The organism is candidate division WOR-3 bacterium, from assembly GCA_011052815.1.
In the GTDB taxonomy this organism is placed as follows: domain Bacteria; phylum Hydrothermota; class Tepidihabitantia; order SM23-42; family SM23-42; genus DRIG01.
Window position 1 is genome coordinate 1 of sequence record DRIG01000075.1, and the last position, 24,602, is coordinate 24,602.

The following is a 24,602-nucleotide window of genomic DNA, read 5'->3' on the forward strand; positions in this document are numbered from 1 at the left end:
AGGATCTCTGCAATCGTATTATGGCAACGAATGCCAATTTAGAAAATTACTTTTTGATAAATCAGGCAATTGTGGATAACGAATCGTTCAGGAACCTATATATCCTGACACACAAGGCCCCATCGTCTAGCGGATAGGACATCACTCTTTCAAGGTGGAGACACGGGTTCGATTCCCGTTGGGGCCGGGTTTATTATCTACTTACTAATTAAGGAGGCAAGATGAAAAAACTCTTATTTATTATCTGTGCGCTACCTCTGGTGCTCCTCGCCCAGGAGGGTTCGATCTACGGAGGCCGGGGAATGTTCAAACTGCAGTACGCCCAGCCGTATAATATGGGTGTACTCTCATTCCATATCGCTCCGCAGGAAAGATTCGAGGAGATTGAAACGACCCAGGGCGGTCGAAATGTCGTTGACCGCAGGCATTTCTTTGAAGTCTCAACAGGTTTGACCTATTCAATCATCGATTATATCGATATGCGGTTCGACATAACACCCTTCTGTAAGTGGTTTGAGATGAATAATTATCCGATCGACCGCGGTGATCCTGATCCGGTCATCGGTATCAAATCCATCAAGATCGGTGGAAAGGTCGGTTACCCGTTCATTGTCGAAGAGATGACGCCGCTTCTGTACGCCTTTGGTATCGACGGCTACGTGGACATCGGACCAGGACTCTCTGAAGAGTGGTTCAGTAATGCCCTGGAACAGGATAGAAGATTCTACTCAGACTCTTTTCCTGAAGCCGGCGGCGACCCCTATGCCCCTAATTTCCCGCCTCATATCCCTCATGATCCAGACATCTGTGTAACCGGTTTGTTCGACTTCAGAATCGGCCCGTTCGCCACCCACTTCAACGGCGGCTATCTCTCGACAGGACCTGATAAAAGGCCTTATTATGTCGATTCCACTGAATTCGAAAACAGATACGTCCGTTCGGATTACGCCCCTCATGGATTCGGCGTGGAACTTATGCCTTCTGAAGACGTAAGGATTCTCTTTGAAACCTACGGCCTCTTTGATCTGGACGCAAGAGAAGAATCTCTCTGGGTTACACCGGGTATAAGATTCGGATCGAGGTCCGTCAGTTTTGACATCGGCTGTGAACTGGGTCTTGTAAATCCGACGTCTGAAGATTTCTGGTGGAAGGTCTTCTTCAACCTGTCCGGTGGTGCTGATTTGGTCAAAAAGGTTGAAGTCCATATTCCGATTGCGAAGATCACCGGCAGAATTTACGACGCCAAGACGAACAATCCGATTGCAGCGACAATCACCTTCCCCGGGTCAGACCAGGAAGCGATCCAGACCTCAGAGCTGGGGACGTACGAAGTTTCACTTACACCGGGAAGCTATCGTCTACATGTCGAAGCTTCGGGCTATCGGTGGCAGGAAAAAGGTATTGTGTTGAAAGACGGCGATCAACTGGTGCTTGATTTCAATCTGAACAGAAAACCCGTAACAAAGATCATCGGTAAGGTCTACGACGCGGAAACAAAACTGCCTCTTGTGGCGCAGATCACGTTCCCGCAGACCAATATCAACCCGATCTCTTCTGATACCGCGGGTATGTATCATCTTACGATTGCACCCGGTACATATCGGATTCATGTAGAAGCCACCAACTATCAATTTAATGAAAAAGTGGTGACACTTAAAGAGAACGAAACCAAAGTTGTCGATATCGGGTTAACCAAGATAGGTGTTGCCCAGGCGACCCTGACCGGTAAAGTCTCTGAAAAGGAAACCGGAAAACCACTGCTTGCACAATTAACCTTCATCGATACGGAAATTCCGAAAGTCACGACCGATCCAAGCACTGGGATCTACAAGGTCACGGTGAAACCGGGTACCTATTCGGTCAAAGTGGAAGCAGAAGACTACGTACCTGAAAGTGCACCAATCGTTCTCGCCAAGGATGAAACGAAGATCCAGAACTTCACTTTAAGACCGATACCCAAGGTAGGTGAAAAAGTCGTTCTTAAGGGAATCTATTTTGACTTCAATTCTGCGGTGATCAAACCAACGTCATATCCAGTGCTGGACGACGCAGCGAAAGTGCTCAAGGCAAAACCGAAGATGAGGGTTGAAATCAGCGGACATACCGACAGCGTAGGTTCTGATTCATATAATCAGAAATTGTCTTATCAGCGTGCAAATGCAGTAAGGGATTATCTTATAAGGTACCACAACATCGACCCGTCACGATTAATCGCTGTGGGTTACGGTGAATCCCAGCCGATCGCCGACAACCGCACCAAAGCAGGAAGAGACCTCAACCGGAGAATCGAGTTCAAAATCCTCAGCTGGGAATAATCACTCAGTTGTTTCATAAAAAAGGGGGCACCTGAAGGTGCCCCCTTTCTGTTTCTCTCTAATCCGTTAAATACTGGTGTGCGCGATCTCCTGTTCTATCTTATCCAGGAAACGCAGATTGCCGATTTCGTCGAATATCCGATTTGCTTCAAGGAACATCTTCAGTGCCTCCTGGAATTTGCCTTCTTTCTTGTAAGTTATTCCTTTCAAGTAAAAAAGTTCACCTGACGTTCTGTTCGGCGGCAGGGACTTCACGTAAGTCATGGCTTTATTGTAATATTTATGGGCTTTTGCATAATCCTTCAACTCAGCGGAGATCTTCGCCCGGTAAACAAGACTGCTTATTTTGTAGCTGACGCTGGATTCTCTCTTCAACTGCTCGAACATCTTCATAGAAAGCGTATCCGCCTTCTTCAGCTGGCGGGCGAGGAGAAGGTATTCTATTTCTTCCTTAAGACAGTCGATATCAAGATATTTCATATTAATCTTCTTCGCCACGGTCAAAGCCTTTTTGAGATACGTTCTGCCGCGTTTGATATTGTTTTTTTCACGGTAAAATTCACTCAGACTCAAATTACTGAAGATGATACCGGCGTGAAAATTCATCTCCTTTGATATCTTGAGCGCCTCTTTGTAATTTATAAGCGCCTGATCATTCATCAAGCGGTTGTATTCGACCGCCCCGAGGTTGTTGTAAAGATAGACGACGGTACGGCGCGCTCCTATCAACTTGGCTTGTTTAAGGGCTTTGAGATAATACTCCTCCGCCTTGGGGATATTGAAGTTGGCGTAGAGGGCGCCGATGTTGTTCATCGTTATCAACAGACCTTCCTGATAACCGATGTCCTGATAGATTTTAAACGCCTTGTTGTAAAATTTCTCTCCCAGTTTTATATTGAACCTTTCGGCGCAGTTCAATCCGAGATCCAGATAACAGGCGCCGAGACGCTTCTGGTCGCCTATGGTCCGTGCGATATTCAAAGATTTTTTAAGATAACTCTCCGCCTTCTTGAACTTACCCGACCGCAGATAAACCACACCGAGAATGATGTAGGTGTCGCCGAGAATTTTTTTACTCATTATCTTCTTTTTCTTGAGGATATTTTCACAGGTCTTCTGTGCAAGTTGATAATCCCCCAACCGGGTATAGAGCCATGCAATATCCGTTTCAAAACCGTAAACGGCATCGGTCCCTTCCGTCATCTTCAATCCCTGACGGTAGTATTTCAAACTCCTCTTATAATCCCCCATACTCTCATGGACCTTACCGAGCTCTTCGTATATCTTGTAAGAATTGGGATTTATCTTCAAACAGATGTTCAACTGATCCACTGCTTTTTCATAATTGCCTGTCAAAAAATAAATTCTGGCGAGTGAAAACTTCGTGTCGAAAATTTCTTCTATATTGTCCTCATATTTTAATGTATTTTCAAAAAACTTTATTGCGACGCTGTGGGCGTAATTATCTTTCGCCTTGATCGCCGCTTTTTTGGAGTAATACAGGGCCCGGTGGGTATCGTTTGCCTGGGTGAAATGGGTTGCAAGCTGTTCATAATAATTAGAAATAACATTGCGATAGACGATCTCTATGGTCTCACCGACGGATTTATGATAGTGCATGAGACTTCCGCGTGGAATATTTTTATAAACGATCTGTCGAACGATATCTTCAGAGAAGAAGTAGTTCTCCGAAGTCCTCTCTTTGATGAATCCCAGCCGCCGTAATTCATCAAAGGCGTCGAGAATCTGACCGACGTTTCTTTTGCTGGCGATGGCGATAATCTCGGCATTGAATTCCTGACCAAAAACCGCGGCGATCTCCAGATAAGTCTTGATCTCGGAATCGAGGAACGTCAGCTTTCTCTTGATCGTCTCCTCAATTGAGTCGGGAATCATAACCTCGAGATTTCTGGCGAAACTCCACTCTTTACCGTTCCAGTAGAGTTTTCTCTGACGCTCCAATTCCCGGAGGATCTCTTCGATATAAAAAGGATTACCGCCGCTCTGGGTGTAAATATACCTCACCGCGGATTGACTCATGGAACCGCTGATCGCCCTGAGCAGATGAGTCGACTGGGGCTCATTCAAAGGCGGTAGCACGATCTGGGTGTATAGCTTCTCTCTGGACCAGACCCCGAAAAACTCTGATATATTTGAATTCCTGAGTTCTTCAGTTCTGTAGGTGCCGAAGATCTTGATATTACTCTCCACACCCCTGATCAGGAAATCCAGTAATTCGCAGCTCGGTCGGTCGAGCCAGTGGAGGTCGTCGACCAGCAATATCGTAATGTCCGCCGGGAAGATACCCGCCAACCTGTTCAAAAAATCATTCACCGCATTGTACAACCTGAACTTATCCAGACTTTCACTGCGGGCGACCTTTATTATACTGTCCGCCGGAAAGATCTTGGTTATCTCTGACTGGGAGATCTCCGGCATCTGTTTAAAAACCCGCTGCACCATATGGAAGTTGTTGTTTATCAATTCATTAAACATGTTTTTAAAAGGATGATACGGAACAGAGGACATCGCCGCATAGGCGTTCCCCCTTAATATTATCGAACTGTTAAGACGGTCCTTTATCTCGAAGACGAGCCGTGTCTTACCGATACCCGCGCCGCCCGCAATGAAGATCGTATTGTAATCCTTCAACTGCCCGAGACACCAGCCGGCTTCATCATCACGGCCGATCGTAACCGGTGAGGGAATCACGAGTTTCTTAACGACTTCCTGACGCCAGCCGATGCGGTTCTTGCCCTGTTTCTTCGCCTGGTACATCAGACTGTCCGCCTGATTAATCAACAGTTCCGGAGTTGTACCGTCCTCCGGAAAGACTGAAAAACCGATACTACAGTGAAGGGAATGGTTTGCTATTTCGGTGTTGTTTATGTTATTGATTATTCTCTGAGCAAGCTCGATCGTACCGCTTTCATTGGTGTTTGGCATCAGAATAAGAAATTCGTCTCCGCCGTAACGGACGAGATTATCGACTTCCCGGATGTTTCTGCGCAGAAATTTACTGAATTCGATTAAAACCCTATCCCCTTCCAGGTGGCCAAAATTATTATTGACATTTCTGAAATCGTCGAGGTCGAGAAGGATTATTGAGAACTTCGTTGCAAAACGGGTTGCCCTCTTAATTTCATTATCAAGCCAGTAATGGAGAAAACGGCGGTTATAACAACCGGTCAATTCGTCATAATAGATCTCTCTCATAATCATTAATTATAGTCAATAAATTAATGAAGTCAATCTGAGAAAGAATGGGGGTGGTGAATGCAGCAGTTATTCGTATCTCAGGGCTTCAATCGGGTTGAGTGAAGCCGCTTTGCGTGCCGGATAAATCCCGAAAAAGACCCCGACCGATGCGGAGAAACCGAATCCCAATAAGATCATCCAGAAGGAGACTGCCGCTTTGAGCGGTGAGACCGCAGAGATTAAAGTCGCAAGCAGTGTCCCGAAAATGATCCCTATTATCCCGCCGATCAGGGCGAGCATAACGGATTCTATAAGAAATTGCGAGAGGATGAACTGATTGGAGGCTCCCACCGCCTTTCTGATGCCGATCTCCCTTGTCCGCTCAGCAACTGAAACGAGCATAATGTTCATAATCCCGATTCCACCGACGACCAATGAAATCGCCGCAATGGCAACGATGGCGACGAACCCGACCCGCGTGATATTTTGATAGAGATCGAGCAGCATCTGCTGGGTATTCAACTCAAAATCATCCCTTTCATCAAACCCCAGACCATGACGCCGACGCATGAGCTCACGTATCTCGTCGATCGCCTTCTCGATATCCCCGACTTTCGGTTTGATATCAATTGAATAACCGCCGTAAATACGCGCGAAGAGAGACCCTTTACTGCGGGGAAAATACTTTTCAAAAACAGTATACGGAATCAAAATAAAATTATCCAGGCTGTTACCCAAAAACGTCCCTTTTTCCTTGAATACGCCGATGATCTTTATACGGTGGCCGTTGAGGTGCAGGTCTTTGCCGATCGGCGACTCATCTGGAAAGAGCTGGGTCGCCAGATAAGAACCGATGATGCCGACACTGCGTCGGTGGAGGATGTCCTCACGGGTGAAATCCCTGCCGCTTTCAACTATGTGATTGTTGACCCAGGAATAATTTTCGTCTGAACCGGTGACCGTAGGATTGCTCACCTCATTCTCTCTATATTTTATCTTGGAAAGCCTTTTTGAGATATCGGGAATCGCAATTTCTACTGACGGTAATTTGGTGATTGCCTCGGCATCAGCCGGCGTTAAATCAGGCCGACCGGCAAGTTTATCCAGGTCGCGCGGGCCCGTTGAAACCCAGGAAAATTTCTGCAGAAAGATAAGGTCTGAACCGATCGACTGGACTTGTTCTGCCACTGTGCGATTAAGTCCTTCGATCAATGAAAGAATCGCGATCACGGTCGTCACGCCGATGATGATGCCGAGCGTCGTAAGAAAAGATCTCAGACGGTGGGTTTTAAACGTCTGAAAAGAGAGTGTGATTTTTGCAAAAAGATCAGTCATTTACTATTAACCCATCTTTTAAAGTAATAATCTTCCGGGCATGAGCAGCGACATTTGCGTCATGTGTGACGAGGACCACGGTGTGCCCTTCGTCCACCAGTCGGTCGAAAAGCTCCATAATCTCGGCTCCGGTCTTTGAATCAAGATTGCCTGTCGGTTCGTCGGCGAAGATCACCTTGGGGTTATTCACTAAGGCGCGGGCAATGGCGACACGCTGGCATTCACCACCTGACAGTTCATTCGGCCGATGGTGTATTCTATCTTTGAGACCTATCTTATCGAGCATCTGCTCTGCCTTTTTTGTCCTCTCGTTTCTCTTCACGCCGGCGTAGATAAGAGGCAAGGCGACGTTATCCAGTGCGGTAAGTCGCGGCAGAAGGCTAAAATTCTGAAAAACAAATCCGAAAAATCGGTTTCTGATGCCCGCCAGTTCCTCATCTGTGTAGTTCGAAACAAGTTTGTCTTCAAGATAATACTCACCAGCAGTCGGTGTATCCAAACAGCTCAAGATGTGAATAAATGTTGATTTACCAGAACCAGAGGCGCCCATGATTGAAAGATAATCATTCACCTTGATCTCCATACTGACACCCCGCAATGCCTCGATCGCCACCTTTCCCCGCCAATAGGTTTTCCTGATGTCAACGGCGCGGCATATTACCTTTTTACTTCCCATTACAGCCTTTTCTTCAATCCTTTGAGCGCACCGCGCAACTTACGGGACTGCGGTGCAGCGGTTGTATCTTCTTCTGACATCTTAAAGACTACTTTCTGACCGTCCTTCAATTTGGAGAGCACCCGATAAGGTCCTGTTATCACGGTATCGCCTTCTTCAACGCCGTCAATAACTTCAATCTCAGTGTCACTGGACACTCCGGGTGTGATTTTGGCCAACTGCGCCTTACCCTCCTTGACGAGAAAAACTGTCTCCGTGGTCTCTTCTTTTATCTTCCTCTTACCCGATGCTTGAATCGGGATGGTTAAAACATCATCCTTCTCACTCGTTATGATATCCGCCTTGACATTCATACCCGGCCGCAGCAGAGCGGAAAATCTGCTCAACTCGATTTCAACCTCGAAGTCCGTAACTTTTTCCGTGGTCAACTGACTCGTGATCGGCATCAAGCCGACCTTTGTCACAACACCCGTAAAAACAGAATCAGGAAGGGCGTCGGCGATCACCTCTGCCGACTGGCCCACTTTGACCTGCGGCACATCCGTCTCGTCGATGGTCACGACCGCAATCATCCGGGAAAGATCAGCGATCGTCATCAGCACCGTACCTTTGACGTTCATCGTCCCCATCATTGCGGTCTCACCCTCCTCAACATTCACCTTCATTATCTTTCCGGAAATCGGTGCATATATCTTCGTCTTCTTATAAGCATCCAGTGCCTGTTCATATTGAGCTTTTGCGGTTTCGTAGTTCAACTCGATTTTTTCAAAACTCTCTTTTGATATCAACTCTTTTTCAAAAAGTTTTTTACTCCGCTGAAAATCCTGCTGCGCCTGCTTCAACTGGGCTGATGCCAGTTTTCTGTTGGCGTCGACCTTCACGTCGTCGAGTTCAATAAGCAAAGTTCCTTTTTTTACGTAATCCCCTTCTTTAAAATATATCCTTTCGATACGGCCGATCGTCTCTGCAGATATGTCGACCTGAGACTTGGCGCGTAATTCACCTGAGGCGGAAACCTTTGAGACGATATTTCCTCTTTTGACGAGTGTAACCTCGACTTTCTTTCCACTCTTTTTCGGCGCCAGATTCAACAGAATGATCACGACAGCAAAGATAACAATACCGATTATAATAAAATATTTCTTCTTCATCTCGCTCCCCCTGAATTACTTAAATTTAAAAGTGCACAATTCATTGTTCAAAACCTCCTCAATCATCAGACGCCTCCCTTATCTCTCTTCCTTGAACGTTATCTCGCCCAAAAGATAAGACAACTTTGCTTTCTGAATGTAAAAATCACTCAATGCGGAAGTATACGAAACCTTTGCATCATAAAGGTCTTTTTCCGCACCCAGAAAGTCAAGTAAAGAAATCACTCCGAGTGCGTATTGTTCCTTTGCGATCTCAGCCGCCTCTTCTGCCGCAGCAAGACTCTTTTTGGTGAGACGCAACTTTTCATAAACCTCTTTTAATGTATAATAGGTCGTGCGTAATGACTTTTCGGTTTCAAAAAGCGCCTGCTGTTTTTTGAATTCCTGAAGCTGTAATTCTTTTCTGGCGTTCAAACAGTTGAAGATCAAAGATTTAAGTTCAAAGATCGGAAAAGAGAAAGTGACTCCGTAATTCTTTGTCGTATTGTCTTTAAAATGCTGGAAGTCGAAAATAAGGGAATCGGAATTATAGGTATAACCGTAAAAGAATGAAACCTTTGGTAGAAATCCGAGATAAGAAGCGGTCAGGTTCAGATGAGCGACGTTCCTTAATTCACGGGTGATCTTTAGATTGTAATTCACCCTCTGCAGGAGCGAAATCAGGGAATCAAGGGGCGGAAATTCCGTATCAATCGGAACGGTCAGGGTGTCGGTTGGATAGATATCGCAGGAGACACCGAGCAGCGACTTGAGTTCTTCCTGGGCGGTTATCTGAAGAGTTTTGGCTTTTGCCAGATCCTGCTGGGCACGCAGATGAAAGACTTCTCCCTGAAGTTTTTCCAATCTTGACGCTGCCCCGAGTTCGTACTTCGCTTCAATTAATTTAAGATTTTCTTCAGCCCTTTTGAGTGCGATCTTCGAAGAGTTGAGAAGGTCTTCGGCATTCACAAGATTAAAGTAGGCGGTCTTTAATCTGAGAATCAATTCCGCGGCATCCGCCTGAAACTGAATCCTGTTGCTTTTCAACTGCCGTTGTGCGATGATTACCGAGCTGAAGATGTCAAGATCAAAGATCGGCTGGGTCAATGACATCGAGCCTGAATACGTTCCTGTGGTAACCCCGTTGTATTCGCTCTTCGTATAACTGAGTCTGCTGGAGACGGTCGGCAAAAGGTTGGACAGGGTTTGATAAAACTGAATGCGCGATTTTTCAAAAGAGAGTTTGGATTCGTGATAATAAGGGCTCTTTGTCAGAGCCAGATCGATTGCCTGTTCCAGCGATAATGAATCAACCTGAGTCAGCAATAAAAAGATAATCATAGAACTAACGACCTATCTTTTTTTTAAAAACAGGATGATTTTTCATTTAACCTCTTCTTCCACCCAGAGAGTTGAGGCCTATTTGAAGAAATATTGAAACCACCCAGATAATGAAAACAAGGATATAGGCGTTCTTTTTCTTTATCTCATTGGTTATGTTGATACCGACTGCCACGAGAATCATTTCCCAGAGAATAAAAAAGTCGAATCCATTGAGAAGTTGATAAGTAAATGAGCTCTTTGATAACGTGGGAACGAACAGGGCGAGTGACGTGGTGACAAAAGGTGATTTACTCACCGCGACAATGATCGATTTTAAAATCATCTGCGGAACCTCTACCAGTGATGAAAAACAGACGACCGGGAATATAAACTTGAATCCGCTCTTACCGCCGAACAGGGGGATGAAGAGATTAAGAACTACGGCAAAGAGCACAAGCACAATCGCCGTAAAGATCGGAGCACTTATTGCGCCGAGAATAATCGGCAGGGGACCTTCTGTAAACTGCATGGCTTGCTCGATCTGTTCGTCGCTCAGACCGCGTTCACGCATAGCTTCTTCCTGCTGTATCTTCAGTTCTTCATTTCCCCGCGTGGTACTAATCACAAAGGCGGCACCGAGCGCCGTAATTATTAAAATAATAACAAACGGCGTAACCCACTCGGGCTTTTCTTTTAAACTCGTGAACACCTTGATCGGTGCATGAAAGATATCGATCACCTTATTCATCTCGTCTCCTTTTTGAAGCCGTTTTTCATCAAGTTATTTAAACCTCTTTATTTATTTATACGACAAAAATCACAAAAAGTTTCAATATATTATACTATTTAGACCTGATTCCATAAGCCTAAGTTTACTGCCACCTCTTCTATTCTACATATAACTATGTGAAAGTCAATCAATTATTGACCCAGGTGACACCTCTCTCCTTTTGGTCATCCCTTTACCCGTCCCCGTTTCTTCCTTTCCAACCGTTGACTTCTTCAAAATCTTCATTATAATTTTGGTAGAGAAGATTGAAATATGATTACCGGCTTAAGTTATTTGCTGATTATAATCAAATTTTATTTATATTGTAAGTTATATCAACGAAAAAAAGGAGTTTTTTATGAATACAGATAAAGTGTCAGTGATTGGTATCGATGAGAGTAAAATCAAGCAGCATTCAACAAATCCTGAGTATATTGAACTTCCCTTTATATTATCATGCACACCCGACGAAACCTGGACCGGGATATGCGTAACTATGTATGGTAGTACAAAACCGGCTACAAATAGAAGAATGTTTATGCTCGATAATACAATAATTATTGTCGCCCACATCGATGATGATCTTAAAGCACACAAGCGCGTGATCGAGGATGTCGTAGACCGCACCAATAAGAAATACTCAGAACTGCTTCAGAAAACAAAAGAAGAACGTGCCCGCGCACAAAAAGAGCAGGAAGAACATCAGACAAAATTGGCTAAATTCAAAGAAAAAGCAAAAAAGCTATATCAATAAAAACACAACACCTTCTTCTGTCAATGTTGAATGTTGAGATTCGACCTCATTTAACTGCAAAACTATTAAACCATAGGCAATAAGACCATCAGATTATTTCATCTCTTCCTCTATCCACTGTTTGATTTGTGATTTTGCCGGAATTTTACCGGAACATTTTACCTTGCCATTGATCACCAATCCTGGTGTTGCCATTATTTTATATTCCATTATTTTTTTCATGTCTGTAATTTTCTGAACATCAGCCGCGATGTTCAGTTCAGCGAGGATGTCGATCGTCCTCTTTTCTACTTCCTGGCATCTTGGACAGCCAGAACCTAAGATTTTGATCTCCATATTATCTCCTTTCACGATGTTGTTATTAAATATATTCCACCGAGAATTACCAATACCCCGCAGATTTTCTTAACAATTGCTGCGGTTTTGGACTTTTCAGTCCAATGCAGATAACGTGCAACCGTTTCGGTTAACGTACCCACCAACACGATCAACAAACAATGACCGATGCCAAAGGCAAGCAGCAACCAGATCGCATAGTATATCCTTGCAGTCGCAACCTTAAAGATAACCCCGAGCATCGGTGCCATATAGGCGAAGGTGCAGGGACCCAGGGCGAGTCCAAAGATCGATCCAATAATAAATGCGCCAATTAATCCCTTGCGTTTTACCTGAGTGCCACCCGGACCTAACCAGGGTAAAGGTATGACATCCAATAAGTGTAACCCGATTACGAAAAATATCACCGCAACAATGTAATTACCAACTGCCCCAATATCTCCTAACATCCGACCGGCAAATGCAGTAATCAAACCAACCAGCCCTATGGTCACAAGAATTCCCAAGGCAAAGAGTACTGATATCCAGAATGCTCTCTTGATTGATATCTGACCTTGTTCATCTACGTAGCCGACAATCAAAGGTATGCTGGCGAGATGACACGGGCTCAAAATAATGCTGAGGATGCCCCAGATAAAAGAAGCACCTATTGCTATAAACGGATTACCTTCAATCGCTTTCGTCAACCAGGTAAAAATCTCAATAATCATAATCTATTCGATTCCCATTTTCTTTAATTGAGCAACGATGTTTGCCTCGGACATAAATCCCCGATGACGGTATATTTCTTTACCCTTAGCATCAAAGAAAATCTGCGTTGGTATTAACTGTATTCGGTATTTTCTCGATAACGCAGCATATTCACTGACATCGATGATTAGAATCTCCGCCTTGCCCTCATATTCCTTTTGCAATTTCTCAAGTATTGGCTGCATCATCTTGCAGGGAATGCAGGTGCCTCTGCCAAAATCCGCAACCACCGGCTTGCCAGATTTAAGCGCCTTGGACAATGGATTATCAACAATCAATGTTTCTTGTGCTTTGATCCATGTTTCGTTACGCACGATCTTGGCGCTTGATTTCAGCTGATTGATATAGTCTTCAATGACGGCCCGCTGTTTTTCCTCAATTGCCATGGGCATTATCTGTTCTTTAACCGATTCATAATCTTTGTTGGGAAGCTGGTTTTTATATTGGTCAAAGAACTTTTTCAGCTCAGCCTCGCTCAGAGTAATGCCGGCAACCATCTTTTTTACAAGTACATTGATCATTATCTCTTCTGCTTTTCCTGAATTCTTGGCTATCGCTGATTTATATTCGGGTGTTTCTTCAATTTTTTTTCTGCGTGCATCCTGCAATAATAATTGTCGGACAATCAACTCTTCAAGAAAACCTGCTTTATCATCCTTAAAATATTCCCTGATTTGTGCAGGTAAGGAATTAAAAATGCTGTCGAATTTCGAGGTCGTGATCGCTTCATCATTGACTTTCGCCAATACAGTCTTGGGCAGAGAAGCTTTATCCTCAAGTACTTCCTGCGTTAATGACACGATCTGCTCCGAGAGCGAATCAGCTTGTGGAACTTTAGCTGTGGTCGTATCGATTTCAGTGATTTCAACAAATGAATCCTGCGGTACAATTAAGTCAAGCAAGGCACTGGAATCGGTTGCTGCATTAGAAGTACCACTGTCTGTTTTCTTCTTGTTTTTAAGAACTATAATGATCGCGACGACAATAACCAGCAGGAGAACAATACCGGTTTTGTATAATGTTTTGAGCGACTTTTTATTCATAATTATCTCCTAATTTATTTTCTTTCTTCAGTATTGTTTTCCATATTGCTCCTTTCTTTTTTGTTCAAAATCTAAATCACGTTTTTGTTAAAACAAAAATCCATAGAGCCAACCCACAATAGTTGACAATACAACCACGAGGATAACGAATGTCATCGTCTTTTTTGTACCCAGGATACTACGGATGACCAGCATATTGGGCAAACTCAATGCTGGCCCAGCCAAGAGTAATGCCAGAGCCGGTCCTTTGCCCATACCACTGCCCAGAAGGCCCTGCAGGATCGGTACTTCGGTGAGCGTGGCAAAGTACATAAAAGCACCAGCAATTGATGCGAAAAAGTTTGCAAATAATGAGTTTCCACCCACGAGCATAGCAACATATCGTGACGGAATAATTCCCGCATCGGTATTGGGCCGTCCCAGGAGAAAACCGGCAACCAGGACTCCGGCAAAGAGCAGGGGTAGGATCTGTTTGGCAAAGGTCCAGGTTGAAAATATCCAATCATTGATTTCGTTCTTCTTGAACCAGGAAAAGAGTATAATAAATAAGATAATGAGCATGGCGCCGGTTAAATACCAGTGAATGTTGTAAATAGTATTCCATAACCCGATTGCCTCTTTTGGCCTTGCCCAGGCAGCAAAAATCAGAATCAGAACGAGCACGAGAAAATAAAATCCGTTTTGCGCGAGTGAACGGGATTTACCTGTAGCAGCCTCACTGATGGCAAGATCCTCATCAGTTCCTTGTTTGTCTTTAAAAAAAACCGACATCAACAGACCAATGATAACTGAAAACGCAACTGCACCGACTGCCCGGGCAATACCCAATTCATAGCCGAGCACTCGAGCTGTGAGTATAATTGCCAGAATGTTGATTGCCGGGCCCGAATACAAAAAGGCAGTAGCAGGTCCGATACCCGCACCGCGCGTATATATACCAGCAAACATCGGTAACACCGTACATGAACAAACCGCAAGAATCGTTCCAGAGATTGAGGCTACACCATATGCCAGGATTTTATTGGCTTTGGCGCCGAAATATTTTATAACAGCTTCCTTTGATACGAATATGCTGATTGCACCGGCAATAAAGAACGCCGGGATCAAACAAAAAAGTACGTGTTGCCGGGCATATTCCTGAAGCATAAAAAAAGCTTCAAGAATCGCGCGCTGGAAGTTCACTCCTTCAAGCGGAACAAAATAAATTAAGACAAAAGCGATAATAAACAACAGTAGCTTGGTTCGGTCTTTCATTGGTACCTCCTATTACTATAGTGCACTAAATCACAGGCCTAAGCTTTTTCTTGCCCACTATGTTCTTTCTTTTATTAAAACCCTCAGAATATCTTTGCTCATATTCAGATTTTGGATAATACAATCGACCATGATATCAATTAGGTCAAAAATCTTAGGATCAACAACGTCATACCAGACTTCAGCTCCACGCTTCTCACTCCGGATGATACCAGCCCTTCGCAAGATTGCCAGGTGATGCGAAACATTGGGCTGCTTACAGCCAACATATGGTATTATTTTACAAACACAGCAGGGACCATCGCGCAGTTTCTCCAGAACCTTAAGACGCACTGGATGGCCAAGGGCATTAAAAGCAGCTGCTTGGATTTTTAAGATATCTTCTTCCATAATTTTAGATTATATCTAAATATGTAAATATGTCAATATCTAATATATCTAACTCCTCTCCACTTTTTTCTTTTTGATTAAAAACCCTCTTTTTCCCTGTTATTCTGAGTCCGCCCGCCGTTCTTTTTGGCGGGTGGACGAATAATCTCTCTTTCTTCCATACCCCCATTCTCCATTTCTCCTTTTAGAAAAGAAGGAAGGATAAGGATGGGGAAATAGAGATTTTTGTGAAGATTAAAATGGCTTAGTTTATTGGGTTTGATGATCATAAAATTAGACTGTGGAGAGTTTGTGGTGTTGTATTAAAGGCTATCTAACACTCAAAATATACCGGAATGCAGTTGACAGACTACAAATATCTGGATATAATGAATATAGAGTTTGGCACACCGCGCAATCAGAAAAAACGTGTGACCGCAGAGTACTGTGCCGCAAGAGCCGAGATGGCGGAACTGGGAGACGCGGCGGACTCAAAATCCGCAGTGCTGAAAGGCGCGTGGGGGTTCGACTCCCCCTCTCGGCATAAGAGAAACACCCTTTTATCACCAAGAAGTTTTTGAACAAAATGGAAGCGGTTATTCTGAAACGAGCAGTTCCATTATCTTTTGTATTTGACTTTGATTAAAAGATCTGTTCTTTTCTCCAGCGATCCTTTCGGCATTATACTTGTTTCCGAAGTAGTAGCGCCTGAACAAAAAATAATAGATCACCCAGGCATCACTCCAGTAGCCGTGAACGGCTTTATAGACCATCCAGGTAATGAGACCGCCGTTAAGAAGAAAGGCGTTCAGAGCATTGGCGGCGTCCCCTGCGTAGAGCTGCCCTAATCCCGGAATAAAGGTCGAAAGCTGCCGCGCTGAACTCGGCGAGCGGTAGAAAAATTTTTCCCTCTCTGCCAGTACTTCATTTATTCTCTGCTGGAGCACTGTATCCGGGCTGTACAGAAAATATGTGCTGAAGGCGTCCCGGGCATAATCCCATTTATAAGAGTGGATCTCGGCGACGGCGCGCAGCAGAGCACAGCGTTTTTTTATCTCCAGGTTGACGGCGGCGACTTCGATCTTCAACAACAGCACCTCAGCCATACTGTAATTTCCTGCGGCGATATAGGTGACCGCCAGCTCAAGTTTCCTCATCTGTTTTACGCTGTCGTCAGCGGCAGTAATGATTGCCTGTTCATGTGCATCAACCGCCTCGTCCCACTCAGAACAGAGACGATGAATCCGCGCGATCCTGCTGTATACATAACTCACCTCTTCGTCTTTCGGATGAAAGCATATAAAACGCTTGTATTCTGTTATCGCCTCTTCATAACAGCCGGCGGAAAAGAACTTTTCAGCAAAATCCAGTATCTCTGTTTTCCGGGAAGGAACAATGGAAAGAAAGAGACTAATCAAGATGAGCATAAAAGAAAACCCGGATCTCTGTTTTTAATCTCTCTTCCTGCTCTTGATTGTGGATATCAGCGGCGACGATTGAACCGTAGATATTACCGAGATAGAAGAGCGCTCCGATCGAGCCGAAGATCCAACCCTTTACTGAACTCTTTCCGTCTTTGTGGAATCCGGTATAAGCCTGCCATCCGAGCAAGCCGACGGTCAAAAATGATTGAATGCCATCCACGCTGCGCTTACAGTACACCTTACCCAGCCCGGGGATTATTCCTGAATAGAGACCGGCGAGGGTCTTACTTTTACGAGGCAGACTTTTCCCGATCCGCGCCCAGGACAACAGCCGATTTGATACCCTGTCATTCAGACTGTCCGGACCGAGGATCTCTTCCGCCTTATCCCATTTTCCCTGTTCCAGATAGCCTGCGGCATTAAGATTTTTTACTGAAGATTCCAGCTCAGGAATTCCACCCGCATTAAGATGGGTTGCCAGATAATCAATACTCGCCTGGGAGCTGCCGGCGAGGAAATAACAGAGGGCGATATTATAATGGGCATAATCCTTGATTCCTGTTTTACCGCTGCCGGCGACTTTCTTAAAGTAGTCCATCGCCCGTTCATACTTTCTCGCCTTGAGATAACATTTTCCAATGTAAAAAAGGGCTGAATCGACTGCTACTGATTGGGTATCGACGACAAAAAGATACCGCTGAAATTCACCGGCGGCACGGAGATAATCTCCCTCTTTATAAAGGTATTCGGCGAAACGGTATATATTCCCGGCGCTGTAGTAATCAACGGACAAACTGTCTCCGACGATTGTGCCGGGAAGGACGGCGGATAATACGAAAATCGTGATTATCCAGCAGCTCTTTTTATTCATCTTTAACCTGAACCACCCGCCTTGAGGTACCTATGTAATAACTGTCGACCGGATAATCGATCGCTTTTTTAGTAACGGGGTCTATTGCATAATATTTTCTGCCTCCTCTGATGCAGCGTGTCAGTCGGTCGCTGCCGATCAATAATCCGTGGACAAAGCCATATTTTTTCACCGCCCTCGATAAAAAGTGCGAACAGGTGACCGTGAAGTTACACGACGGCGGCCCCTGAGGTGAAACAAATAATTGATATAACCGAATGAACCCAGTGAATACAAGCTTCAATTCCGAGGTCTGTCTGAAGTGAAAGTCGGCTTTGGAATCTCTTCTCACCGCTGTCTTCTCTGATTGACTGCGGAACATCAGAAAAGAAAGATCCTCTTTCATCTGCGTCGATAATGTCATATTACTGAAAAGGATGATGGAACAGATTATTCCCATGGAATTTTCTCAATCTTCACACCTGGAGGTGGTTTAAAATTCAAAACAGTCTCAGGTAGTTCAATATTGAACCCCGGATTGAAAAATTTTATCTTTTCAATGGTTGAATCACCGTCTTCATAATAAACAGTCGAAATCTCAAGCGGAAAGTAGTAATCACCGTATTTCAAATGTTCACCATATCTTGAAGTGCAGATCGGTGTTCCGTCTTTTCGTTTCAATTCCACATAATGAACCGCATTGGAAATGTATACCAGAAAAAATTTATTTAAATCAGTCCGGGGTTTTCCAGAAGGCCGCCACCAGGTCATCAGGGTATCACCCCTTCTTTCATACCTTGACAACTGATATCCCAAGTCGGTTAGGCCGTAATCCTCTTTGAGCGCTCCAAGAAAAGGTTGAAGTAGAGTGACGGCGAAAGAACTGTCGGTCGAAAATTTAAAGACGAGGGTGTCCTCAGGATAATAGATAATCAGCGTCTCGGGCTGGCTGATCACAATCTGATTGATCGGCTCTGACACCTGAATGAAAAAAATATGGGGAATTTTATGATAGATTGTTCCACAGATCAATTCAGAACCTGTCTCGTCCTCTGTATATTTTTCAAAATCAACCCTGACAGTGGTTAAAACCTGGGACCACGCCAGATGTAAAAAGATAAGGGGAAACAGTATCTTGCCGTTCTTCACTTCGGCATCAGTTAATGGAAATTTTTATACTGTGCCTCGAGTTGAATCAATTATTGCTTGAACAGCTGCTGCTATTGGAGTCTGAACAACCGCTGCTGGAACACCCCTCACTGTTGTCACTGCAACCTTCACTGGTGTTGCTGCAGCTGTTGCATGATTCGGACATGGAATTGCAGTCTTCACTAAGACCGCAGGAGAGATCAGGGCCGGTGCAGCATTCTACTTCATCCTGTGATGCGCTAATCGCTACAGCGGTCAGCACAATCACTCCGCCGGTAATACATCCGATCAGGGCATATCTTGCCTGCTGTCCTCTTCTTGCTGATTTGTATTCATTTGTATAGATGTACACATAATCCGGGGACTTACCGAGAAGTCGTTCTGCCTTTGGTCCGGGTACAATAAGATACGCTGCACCCACGGCGTATATTGTTCCGATACAACCGCAACCGAGCCACATCAGTCTGTTGACATCTCTTTTTGCATCACTGATGGCTTTTCTTTTTGCTTCCTGGGCGACGTTACCTTTTGTTTTCGTGCCTCCGGCGAATGATTGATACGGAATTATCAATGAAATTATTATTATCAATACCAGAACTTTACCCAAAACTTTTCCCATATTTCCTCCTTTATCTTCTGCGGCCTGAATATGACCAGAGTTTTTATTATATCCATCTAAATTATTATAAATATTATGTCGAAAAAGTCAAGAAAAATAATCGATTAAAATCAACACCCCGTCCTGAAGAAATACATATTATGCCACAGGTGTTTCAGCAAAAGGACGGCAAGTTCCTTAACCAACCGCATGATATCCCTGGTACGCATCAGGTAACGTCTTTTTAAGACGTAACCGTTTTCTTCGATCTGTCGGATGACGGTTTCATAGCGGAATGAATATAAGTATCCCGTCAACTTGATTAAAAGTAAAGGATTTTTGTTCAAAGTCTTTTTTGCGTTCTTGAAATATTTTTTGATCAATTGAACTCTGACTTTCAACCATTCTTTGAACCCGGAATCAGAACAATCGGTTGACTGCAGTTTATATCCCACCATATCCTCCTGGGAGATGTTTATGTAGCCGAGTTCCTTATCTTCTTTCAGATCACGCAGCATATGGGCGAGATGGCTGGCATGAGCAAGCAGGACATCTTCTTGTCGGCATTCATATCTCGGTTCGATGAAATAGAGCAGAAGTCTGGTATAGGAATCGCTCAAATTCCTGGAATAACCGGTTAATTGTGCTTCACTGACTATTTTATTTTTGCGTTCGATGTCGAATTCAAAAACCTCGAACATCTTCATAATACAGGACTTCAACCTGCGGTTGTTCTTTAAATCATACTCAATGACCCTGCCGATGACGGACCTGCCGTTGGTTTTTGAATCGGCGTAAAATTTTTCAACCATTCTCTTCTGTCCGTTTATGAACTCAGTCAAGGTCTTCTTGTCATTAAGCGGGCTGTCGACAAAATCATCGATCTTTCGGAAGTAAGAGTATAGAAGATAAGAGAAACAACGGGCTTTCTTCCTGAGAAAGAATTTCGCCAGCAAAAAAGTAACCCAGTTATGTGTGCGTGGTGATAAACTCTTCTTCAACTTATACGACCTCTTCGATGTTCAGGCTGCTGTAAAAAAAGGCACGAACAGCAGGCAACAAACTTTCTTCGACTTTTTTCAACTTTTTCAACCGGTTCCTGAAAATCTCAGAACCGATTCTTTTAACAAGGGTATTCCAGTATATCAAACGCCCCTTCTCCTTTGCACGACTGATAATAAGTTTCAAGTTTTGTTTAAACTGTTCGCCGTTCATATATTCAAATATATCCGAAAGGTTGAAAGTGTCAAATCTAAAATTTTTATATGTGTTAAGAGCATCTGATAATTCTCCGGTGTAATATCTGATTCTATCAAGATTTGCACGGATGACCGCAAAGTTTTCTCGACGTAAGTAAAAAGGTAGGGTATCTCCGAAATTTCCGTTGAAGATATACGTGAGATACGGATTATTGTAAACCGGTATGGCTGTAAGTCCGTATTCAATTCGTTCCAGAACGTAACGGCTGACGTCTCTGTCGAGATTTTTATAAAAGTCGGATCTGCGTCCGAGTTTTAAAAAACGTATACATACGTTACTGAATAATATTTTAAAAGTCGAACGCCACTGCCATCTTCTGATCTTTCTTATGCAGAATTCACGCTGACGTGCCATGCTCTTTTCCTTCAAAAGATAAACACATTCATCTTTTTTCAGCAGAAGAGGCAGAATGTACTTCCGAAAAAGTCTAAAATTCTGTTCGGTTCTACCGATATGAATGACTCCCTGTTGGATGAAATGGAGATGTTCATCCCAGAAGCGTCGTGAACGGTCAGACAGAAGTCTACGTATTTTCATATAGTCTTTCACCCTGCTTGAGGCGGGTTTTATGCCTAAGAACCGGAGTATTTCATCATACGGCAGACATCGAAATGCGGCGCTGCGCAGTTCCAGGCTGGCGAGTTGAGCGGGGTTTTTATCGACGGCGAGCACCAGAGACGGCGACTTCGCCAAAAGACTCAGGGTATTGTCTCCGGCGGAAACGATTGAAAGATAAACGCCGTTTTTTGCGGGCACCGCCGCCTTCAAAAGAACGTCGGCGTCCTCCCAGCAATTGGCATAGACCATTGCGCTCATAAGTTCCCACTACAAAAAAAGAACAATCAGCAATGATGTTATCATGCACTCCAATTATACAATTTCACCTCTTTCAAGTCAATCATGAATTTTAAAAGCGGTGTACGGTCGATTTCAATATCCCTTTTATGGGCACTGAGCATAAATTCGGTTGTGGAACCGCTTTTCGATAAAAACATGGACAAGGGAATTGCGGCTTCACCGATTTTGTCGATTCTGTATCTAATGCCCTGGTTTTTTCCCAGAATAAATTCAACCTTCGTCGGTTTGTAGAACTTAATCTTATACTCGTATTCGGCGGCGTGCTGGGTTTCCACGTCGAATCTGATATACAAATTTTCATCGTCGAATCCGCAGTAGATTGATGAAAAAAGACCTGCAAAACGGTGCATTGTCCCGCCGATTCTCCGAACGTCGATACGGCCGGCGTGGTGCCACTCGTAGAAGTGGGTGACGATACCGTCGATCTCAGGAGTCATTTTGTCATCGGGTTGAATCGTAAGCGCCTCAGCCGGTTTTTTTATCGGAGTGAACAATTCAGGCGGAGGTTCTTCATCGATCTTTTTATAAATCCAGAGGGCGTTCATTCTGAAAAGTTCGTCAAATATTTCAGCGACCGGGGAATACAATTCTCCTCCGAACCACCAGTACCAGTCGCTCCCCTCAAGGACATAAAACCGCTCCCATATCTCTTTATCCGTGATATTCTTCCGCACCAGTTTTTCCCGAATGGTCTTTACAATCAACCAGGCGTCCTGGTCTTCTTTGTGACCGATCCAGATATTGAAATTGGCTCCTGCCCAGGAACCGGGAAAGAGCGAAAAGAGTTCATTCTTCACTTCGCCTTCTTCAATGAATCGGGAGATTGTCGTGGTCGTAATCTTCTCCTTGAGAAGATTGGCGTACAGAGCATCGAGGAATTCCGTGCCGTCATTCACATAACTCTCCCAGCCGTTTTCACCGTCAAGAATTATCGGAATTATAAACCTGTCAAAATTGGGCAGGGAATTCTTGATGCGCACCACCCTGGCGGTTAAATCCTCAGCCGCTTCTATTTGATCCCGGTCACTGTACCTAAATCTGATTGAATCCGAAAGAACACGGTCGCGGAATACAATTTTGATATCACCGAACTTCCATGGTTTATAAAGCAGTTCAGGACGATTTGGAATACCATATTCATCACGTCGGAATGACTGCTGCAGACTTCTTGAAAGAATCTCCTCGTCGGTTGCAACCCACTTAATCCCCAGTTCAGAAAGGAGTGGTATGAGTTCCTCGCACACCCCGCCTTCGGGCGGCCAGAGCCCTTTTGGTTTTCTTCCGAAAAAGTCTTCAAAGACCTGTATTGCTCTGCTGATCTGCTCTTTTGCGTCATCAGGGAAATTGAAGTCAAAGGGAATCACACAATTGGGATTTGAGATTCTGGCAAGATTATTGTTGATTAAAAGAGGTAAAACCGGATGATACAGCGGTGAAGTGCTGATTTCGATCTGCCCGCTTTCAAAAGCTTTTTTGTATTCTCCGATAACCGAAGTGATAAGTTTCTTCTCCACTTGAATAACCCGTTCTTTGTCCCCCTCAGTGAAATTCTTGCCCTTTTTATAGAGGTCTTCAATTTCACTGCGGAACAAAGGATCTATCCAGACGAGATTCGCCCAGATCTGCAAATCCCTGAATTCGTCCACAGTGAATGTCTGGGCTATGGAAATCAACTCATCTTCAACGATATTTTTACCTCTTTTCAGAAGCAGTGAAAAATACCGGTTGTTCACCTCGATCATCTGTTCCCAGTTCGCCAGGAAAAAATCCCTCAGGATGTTCTTTTTCTCTTCAATCGTCAGTTCTTCCGCTCTCTTTTTGAAGAGAAGAAACTGCTCGTCAGTACATCTATCGTTTTTGTAATCGTTTATTTGAAGTAGCAGCGACGGTGAAAAATTGAACGTCACCTCAATCCCGGGAAACTTCTGCACGTGCTTCAGCATATCAAGATAATCTTTAAGGCAGTGCAGTCTGACCCAGGGAAGAGGCAGGGTGCAGTCCTCTGGCTTTGAATAGATCGGCTGGTGAAAATGCCAGAGAAATGCAACAGCGGTGTTGTTCATTGATTAAAAAGACCTATATAGAATCGGGCGTCACCGGCGATGCTTGCCGTGGGATTCTTTTCCAGAAGTTCGCTCAAAATCTTCCTGGCTTTTTCTTTGTTCCCGAGCAGACCATTGAGCCTGCCGCAGGCAAGCATTGCAACATCATAAAACGGAGAATTCTTATCCTTTATTATTCTCTCATAATAGCGGAGCGCCTTTTTATAATCCTTCATTCCCTCTGCAGCACAGCCCGCTCCGAACAGTGCGGCGGGTGTCAGCAGGTAATCCTTCTTTTCCTTACTGAGAAACCTGTCGAAATAGTCAATCGCCTGGTCAAACTTGGCTGAATTGTAATAGAGGACACCGAGATAATAGAGCCCGATCTTACCCGGTCTGGTGTTTTGATATTTGGTGCTTAAATCGATAAGCACTTTTTCTGCATCCTGAAATCTTCCCATATTAAGCAGTCCAATGGCTTGGGTGTGAAGAATATCAGCTTCAGGAATCTGTGGTTCTCCCCGTGAGAGGAAATAAGAGAGCGCGATGATTCCGATTATGAGAATGGCTCCGACCGTAATCGAAACGTCGCGGTGGCGCATTATGTACTTCACGACATTATGCATAGTACTCTGGAACTCATCTTCTTTATAATGACCTCTTTTTATTCTTCTCATAATTGCTCCTTTAAGTAAGTTACTTACAAACGCTCTTTTGCGTGCATCAAAAATCAATGCACATACCCCTGACCCGATTCGAACGGGTGACCTGCGGTTTAGGAAACCGCCGCTCTATCCTGCTGAGCTACAGGGGCAAGTCTCTAAAGATAATTATAACAATTTTACGTCTGAAGTCAATTACTGCTTGATGGGGGTGTTAGGTAAAAGTTAAAACTGGACTATTTGGGGTATTTTTTAAAAGATAAAACTGGACTGAGTGATTTTCGTGATTATCCTCTATGAAAGGAGGATAAATGAAGCAACAACTTCATCGTCGATTTACCGATAACCATCTTAAGGTATTGTTTGATCTTTATCTCAAGAAGGCATTGAGTGCTAATGATGTTATAAGCCAATTAGGGTGTAGTCGGAGCAGGTTTTTTGATTTACTTAAACGGTATCGACAAGATCCAAAAGGCTTCACAGTTGCTTATCGCCGACGTCAGCCGC

General features: G+C 44.1%; 23 protein-coding genes and 3 tRNA genes. 5 read left to right on the plus strand and 21 right to left on the minus strand.

The window, feature by feature from the left end:
• Positions 1–115: 115 nt before the first annotated feature.
• Both ENI34_07065 and ENI34_07070 read left to right on the plus strand, forming a co-directional pair.
• A tRNA-Glu gene (locus ENI34_07065) sits at positions 116–187 on the plus strand.
• A gap of 34 nt (positions 188–221) precedes the next feature.
• Positions 222–2,315, plus strand: coding sequence for a hypothetical protein (locus ENI34_07070; protein HEC78888.1), 2,094 nt, complete (start codon positions 222–224; stop codon positions 2,313–2,315).
• A 66-nt stretch (positions 2,316–2,381) separates the two neighbouring features.
• On the opposite strand, the gene ENI34_07075 is transcribed toward ENI34_07070, so the two are convergent.
• From ENI34_07075 to ENI34_07100, 6 genes are all read right to left on the minus strand, one after another.
• The gene (locus tag ENI34_07075; protein HEC78889.1) at positions 2,382–5,537 is read right to left on the minus strand and encodes a diguanylate cyclase; all 3,156 of its coding nucleotides are present in this window, start codon (positions 5,535–5,537) and stop codon (positions 2,382–2,384) included.
• Between the two features lie 63 nt (positions 5,538–5,600).
• The gene (locus tag ENI34_07080; protein HEC78890.1) at positions 5,601–6,848 is read right to left on the minus strand and encodes an FtsX-like permease family protein; all 1,248 of its coding nucleotides are present in this window, start codon (positions 6,846–6,848) and stop codon (positions 5,601–5,603) included.
• Positions 6,841–7,524 (minus strand): ABC transporter ATP-binding protein, encoded by a 684-nt coding sequence (locus ENI34_07085; protein ID HEC78891.1) that lies wholly within the window; start codon positions 7,522–7,524, stop codon positions 6,841–6,843. Before ENI34_07085 ends, ENI34_07080 begins: the two co-directional genes overlap by 8 nt.
• Entirely contained in the window at positions 7,524–8,675 is a 1,152-nt protein-coding gene (locus ENI34_07090) for an efflux RND transporter periplasmic adaptor subunit (GenBank protein ID HEC78892.1), read from the minus strand. The genes ENI34_07085 and ENI34_07090 overlap by 1 nt, the downstream gene beginning before the upstream one ends.
• Before the next feature lie 78 nt (positions 8,676–8,753).
• A complete protein-coding gene (locus ENI34_07095) occupies positions 8,754–9,995 on the minus strand; it encodes a TolC family protein (protein HEC78893.1) in 1,242 nt (413 codons plus the stop codon).
• 46 nt (positions 9,996–10,041) lie between these two features.
• Positions 10,042–10,725: a hypothetical protein gene (locus tag ENI34_07100; GenBank protein ID HEC78894.1), complete on the minus strand. Its 684-nt coding sequence runs from the start codon at positions 10,723–10,725 to the stop codon at positions 10,042–10,044.
• A 379-nt stretch (positions 10,726–11,104) separates the two neighbouring features.
• Between ENI34_07100 and ENI34_07105 the strand changes: the two genes are divergently transcribed.
• Complete coding sequence (locus tag ENI34_07105) at positions 11,105–11,500, plus strand: hypothetical protein (protein ID HEC78895.1); 396 nt, start codon at positions 11,105–11,107, stop codon at positions 11,498–11,500.
• Positions 11,501–11,593: 93 nt separating this feature from the next.
• Here ENI34_07105 and ENI34_07110 read toward each other — a convergent pair whose 3' ends face one another.
• From ENI34_07110 to ENI34_07130, 5 genes are all read right to left on the minus strand, one after another.
• A complete protein-coding gene (locus ENI34_07110) occupies positions 11,594–11,836 on the minus strand; it encodes a thioredoxin family protein (protein ID HEC78896.1) in 243 nt (80 codons plus the stop codon).
• Positions 11,837–11,847: 11 nt separating this feature from the next.
• Positions 11,848–12,546, minus strand: coding sequence for a cytochrome C biogenesis protein (locus ENI34_07115; GenBank protein HEC78897.1), 699 nt, complete (start codon positions 12,544–12,546; stop codon positions 11,848–11,850).
• 3 nt (positions 12,547–12,549) lie between these two features.
• Positions 12,550–12,972 carry a thioredoxin gene (locus tag ENI34_07120; GenBank protein ID HEC78898.1) on the minus strand — a complete coding sequence of 141 codons (423 nt, stop codon included), beginning with the start codon at positions 12,970–12,972 and terminating at the stop codon, positions 12,550–12,552.
• A 744-nt stretch (positions 12,973–13,716) separates the two neighbouring features.
• Entirely contained in the window at positions 13,717–14,883 is a 1,167-nt protein-coding gene (locus ENI34_07125; protein ID HEC78899.1) for a permease, read from the minus strand.
• A gap of 57 nt (positions 14,884–14,940) precedes the next feature.
• Positions 14,941–15,273: an ArsR family transcriptional regulator gene (locus ENI34_07130; GenBank protein ID HEC78900.1), complete on the minus strand. Its 333-nt coding sequence runs from the start codon at positions 15,271–15,273 to the stop codon at positions 14,941–14,943.
• 437 nt (positions 15,274–15,710) lie between these two features.
• Here ENI34_07130 and ENI34_07135 point away from each other — a divergent pair.
• Positions 15,711–15,796 (plus strand) — tRNA-Leu (locus tag ENI34_07135).
• A gap of 52 nt (positions 15,797–15,848) precedes the next feature.
• Here the strand turns inward: ENI34_07135 and ENI34_07140 are convergent.
• From ENI34_07140 to ENI34_07185, 10 genes are all read right to left on the minus strand, one after another.
• Positions 15,849–16,679 carry a tetratricopeptide repeat protein gene (locus ENI34_07140; GenBank protein HEC78901.1) on the minus strand — a complete coding sequence of 277 codons (831 nt, stop codon included), beginning with the start codon at positions 16,677–16,679 and terminating at the stop codon, positions 15,849–15,851.
• Entirely contained in the window at positions 16,663–17,547 is an 885-nt protein-coding gene (locus ENI34_07145; protein HEC78902.1) for a tetratricopeptide repeat protein, read from the minus strand. Before ENI34_07145 ends, ENI34_07140 begins: the two co-directional genes overlap by 17 nt.
• Positions 17,540–17,986, minus strand: coding sequence for a membrane protein insertion efficiency factor YidD (locus ENI34_07150; protein ID HEC78903.1), 447 nt, complete (start codon positions 17,984–17,986; stop codon positions 17,540–17,542). The genes ENI34_07145 and ENI34_07150 overlap by 8 nt, the downstream gene beginning before the upstream one ends.
• A complete protein-coding gene (locus ENI34_07155; GenBank protein ID HEC78904.1) occupies positions 17,977–18,675 on the minus strand; it encodes a hypothetical protein in 699 nt (232 codons plus the stop codon). Before ENI34_07155 ends, ENI34_07150 begins: the two co-directional genes overlap by 10 nt.
• Before the next feature lie 46 nt (positions 18,676–18,721).
• Complete coding sequence (locus tag ENI34_07160; protein ID HEC78905.1) at positions 18,722–19,294, minus strand: hypothetical protein; 573 nt, start codon at positions 19,292–19,294, stop codon at positions 18,722–18,724.
• 110 nt (positions 19,295–19,404) lie between these two features.
• Positions 19,405–20,274, minus strand: a complete 870-nt coding sequence (locus tag ENI34_07165) for a hypothetical protein (GenBank protein ID HEC78906.1) — start codon at positions 20,272–20,274, stop codon at positions 19,405–19,407.
• 1 nt (position 20,275) lies between these two features.
• Positions 20,276–21,349 carry a DUF3419 family protein gene (locus ENI34_07170; GenBank protein HEC78907.1) on the minus strand — a complete coding sequence of 358 codons (1,074 nt, stop codon included), beginning with the start codon at positions 21,347–21,349 and terminating at the stop codon, positions 20,276–20,278.
• Between the two features lie 41 nt (positions 21,350–21,390).
• Complete coding sequence (locus ENI34_07175) at positions 21,391–23,454, minus strand: hypothetical protein (protein ID HEC78908.1); 2,064 nt, start codon at positions 23,452–23,454, stop codon at positions 21,391–21,393.
• Positions 23,451–24,110 carry a tetratricopeptide repeat protein gene (locus tag ENI34_07180; GenBank protein ID HEC78909.1) on the minus strand — a complete coding sequence of 220 codons (660 nt, stop codon included), beginning with the start codon at positions 24,108–24,110 and terminating at the stop codon, positions 23,451–23,453. The genes ENI34_07175 and ENI34_07180 overlap by 4 nt, the downstream gene beginning before the upstream one ends.
• 63 nt (positions 24,111–24,173) lie before the next feature.
• Positions 24,174–24,247: transfer RNA gene (locus tag ENI34_07185), tRNA-Arg, on the minus strand.
• A gap of 159 nt (positions 24,248–24,406) precedes the next feature.
• Between ENI34_07185 and ENI34_07190 the strand changes: the two genes are divergently transcribed.
• On the plus strand, positions 24,407–24,602 hold a 196-nt coding region (locus tag ENI34_07190), incomplete at its 3' end, for a hypothetical protein (GenBank protein ID HEC78910.1).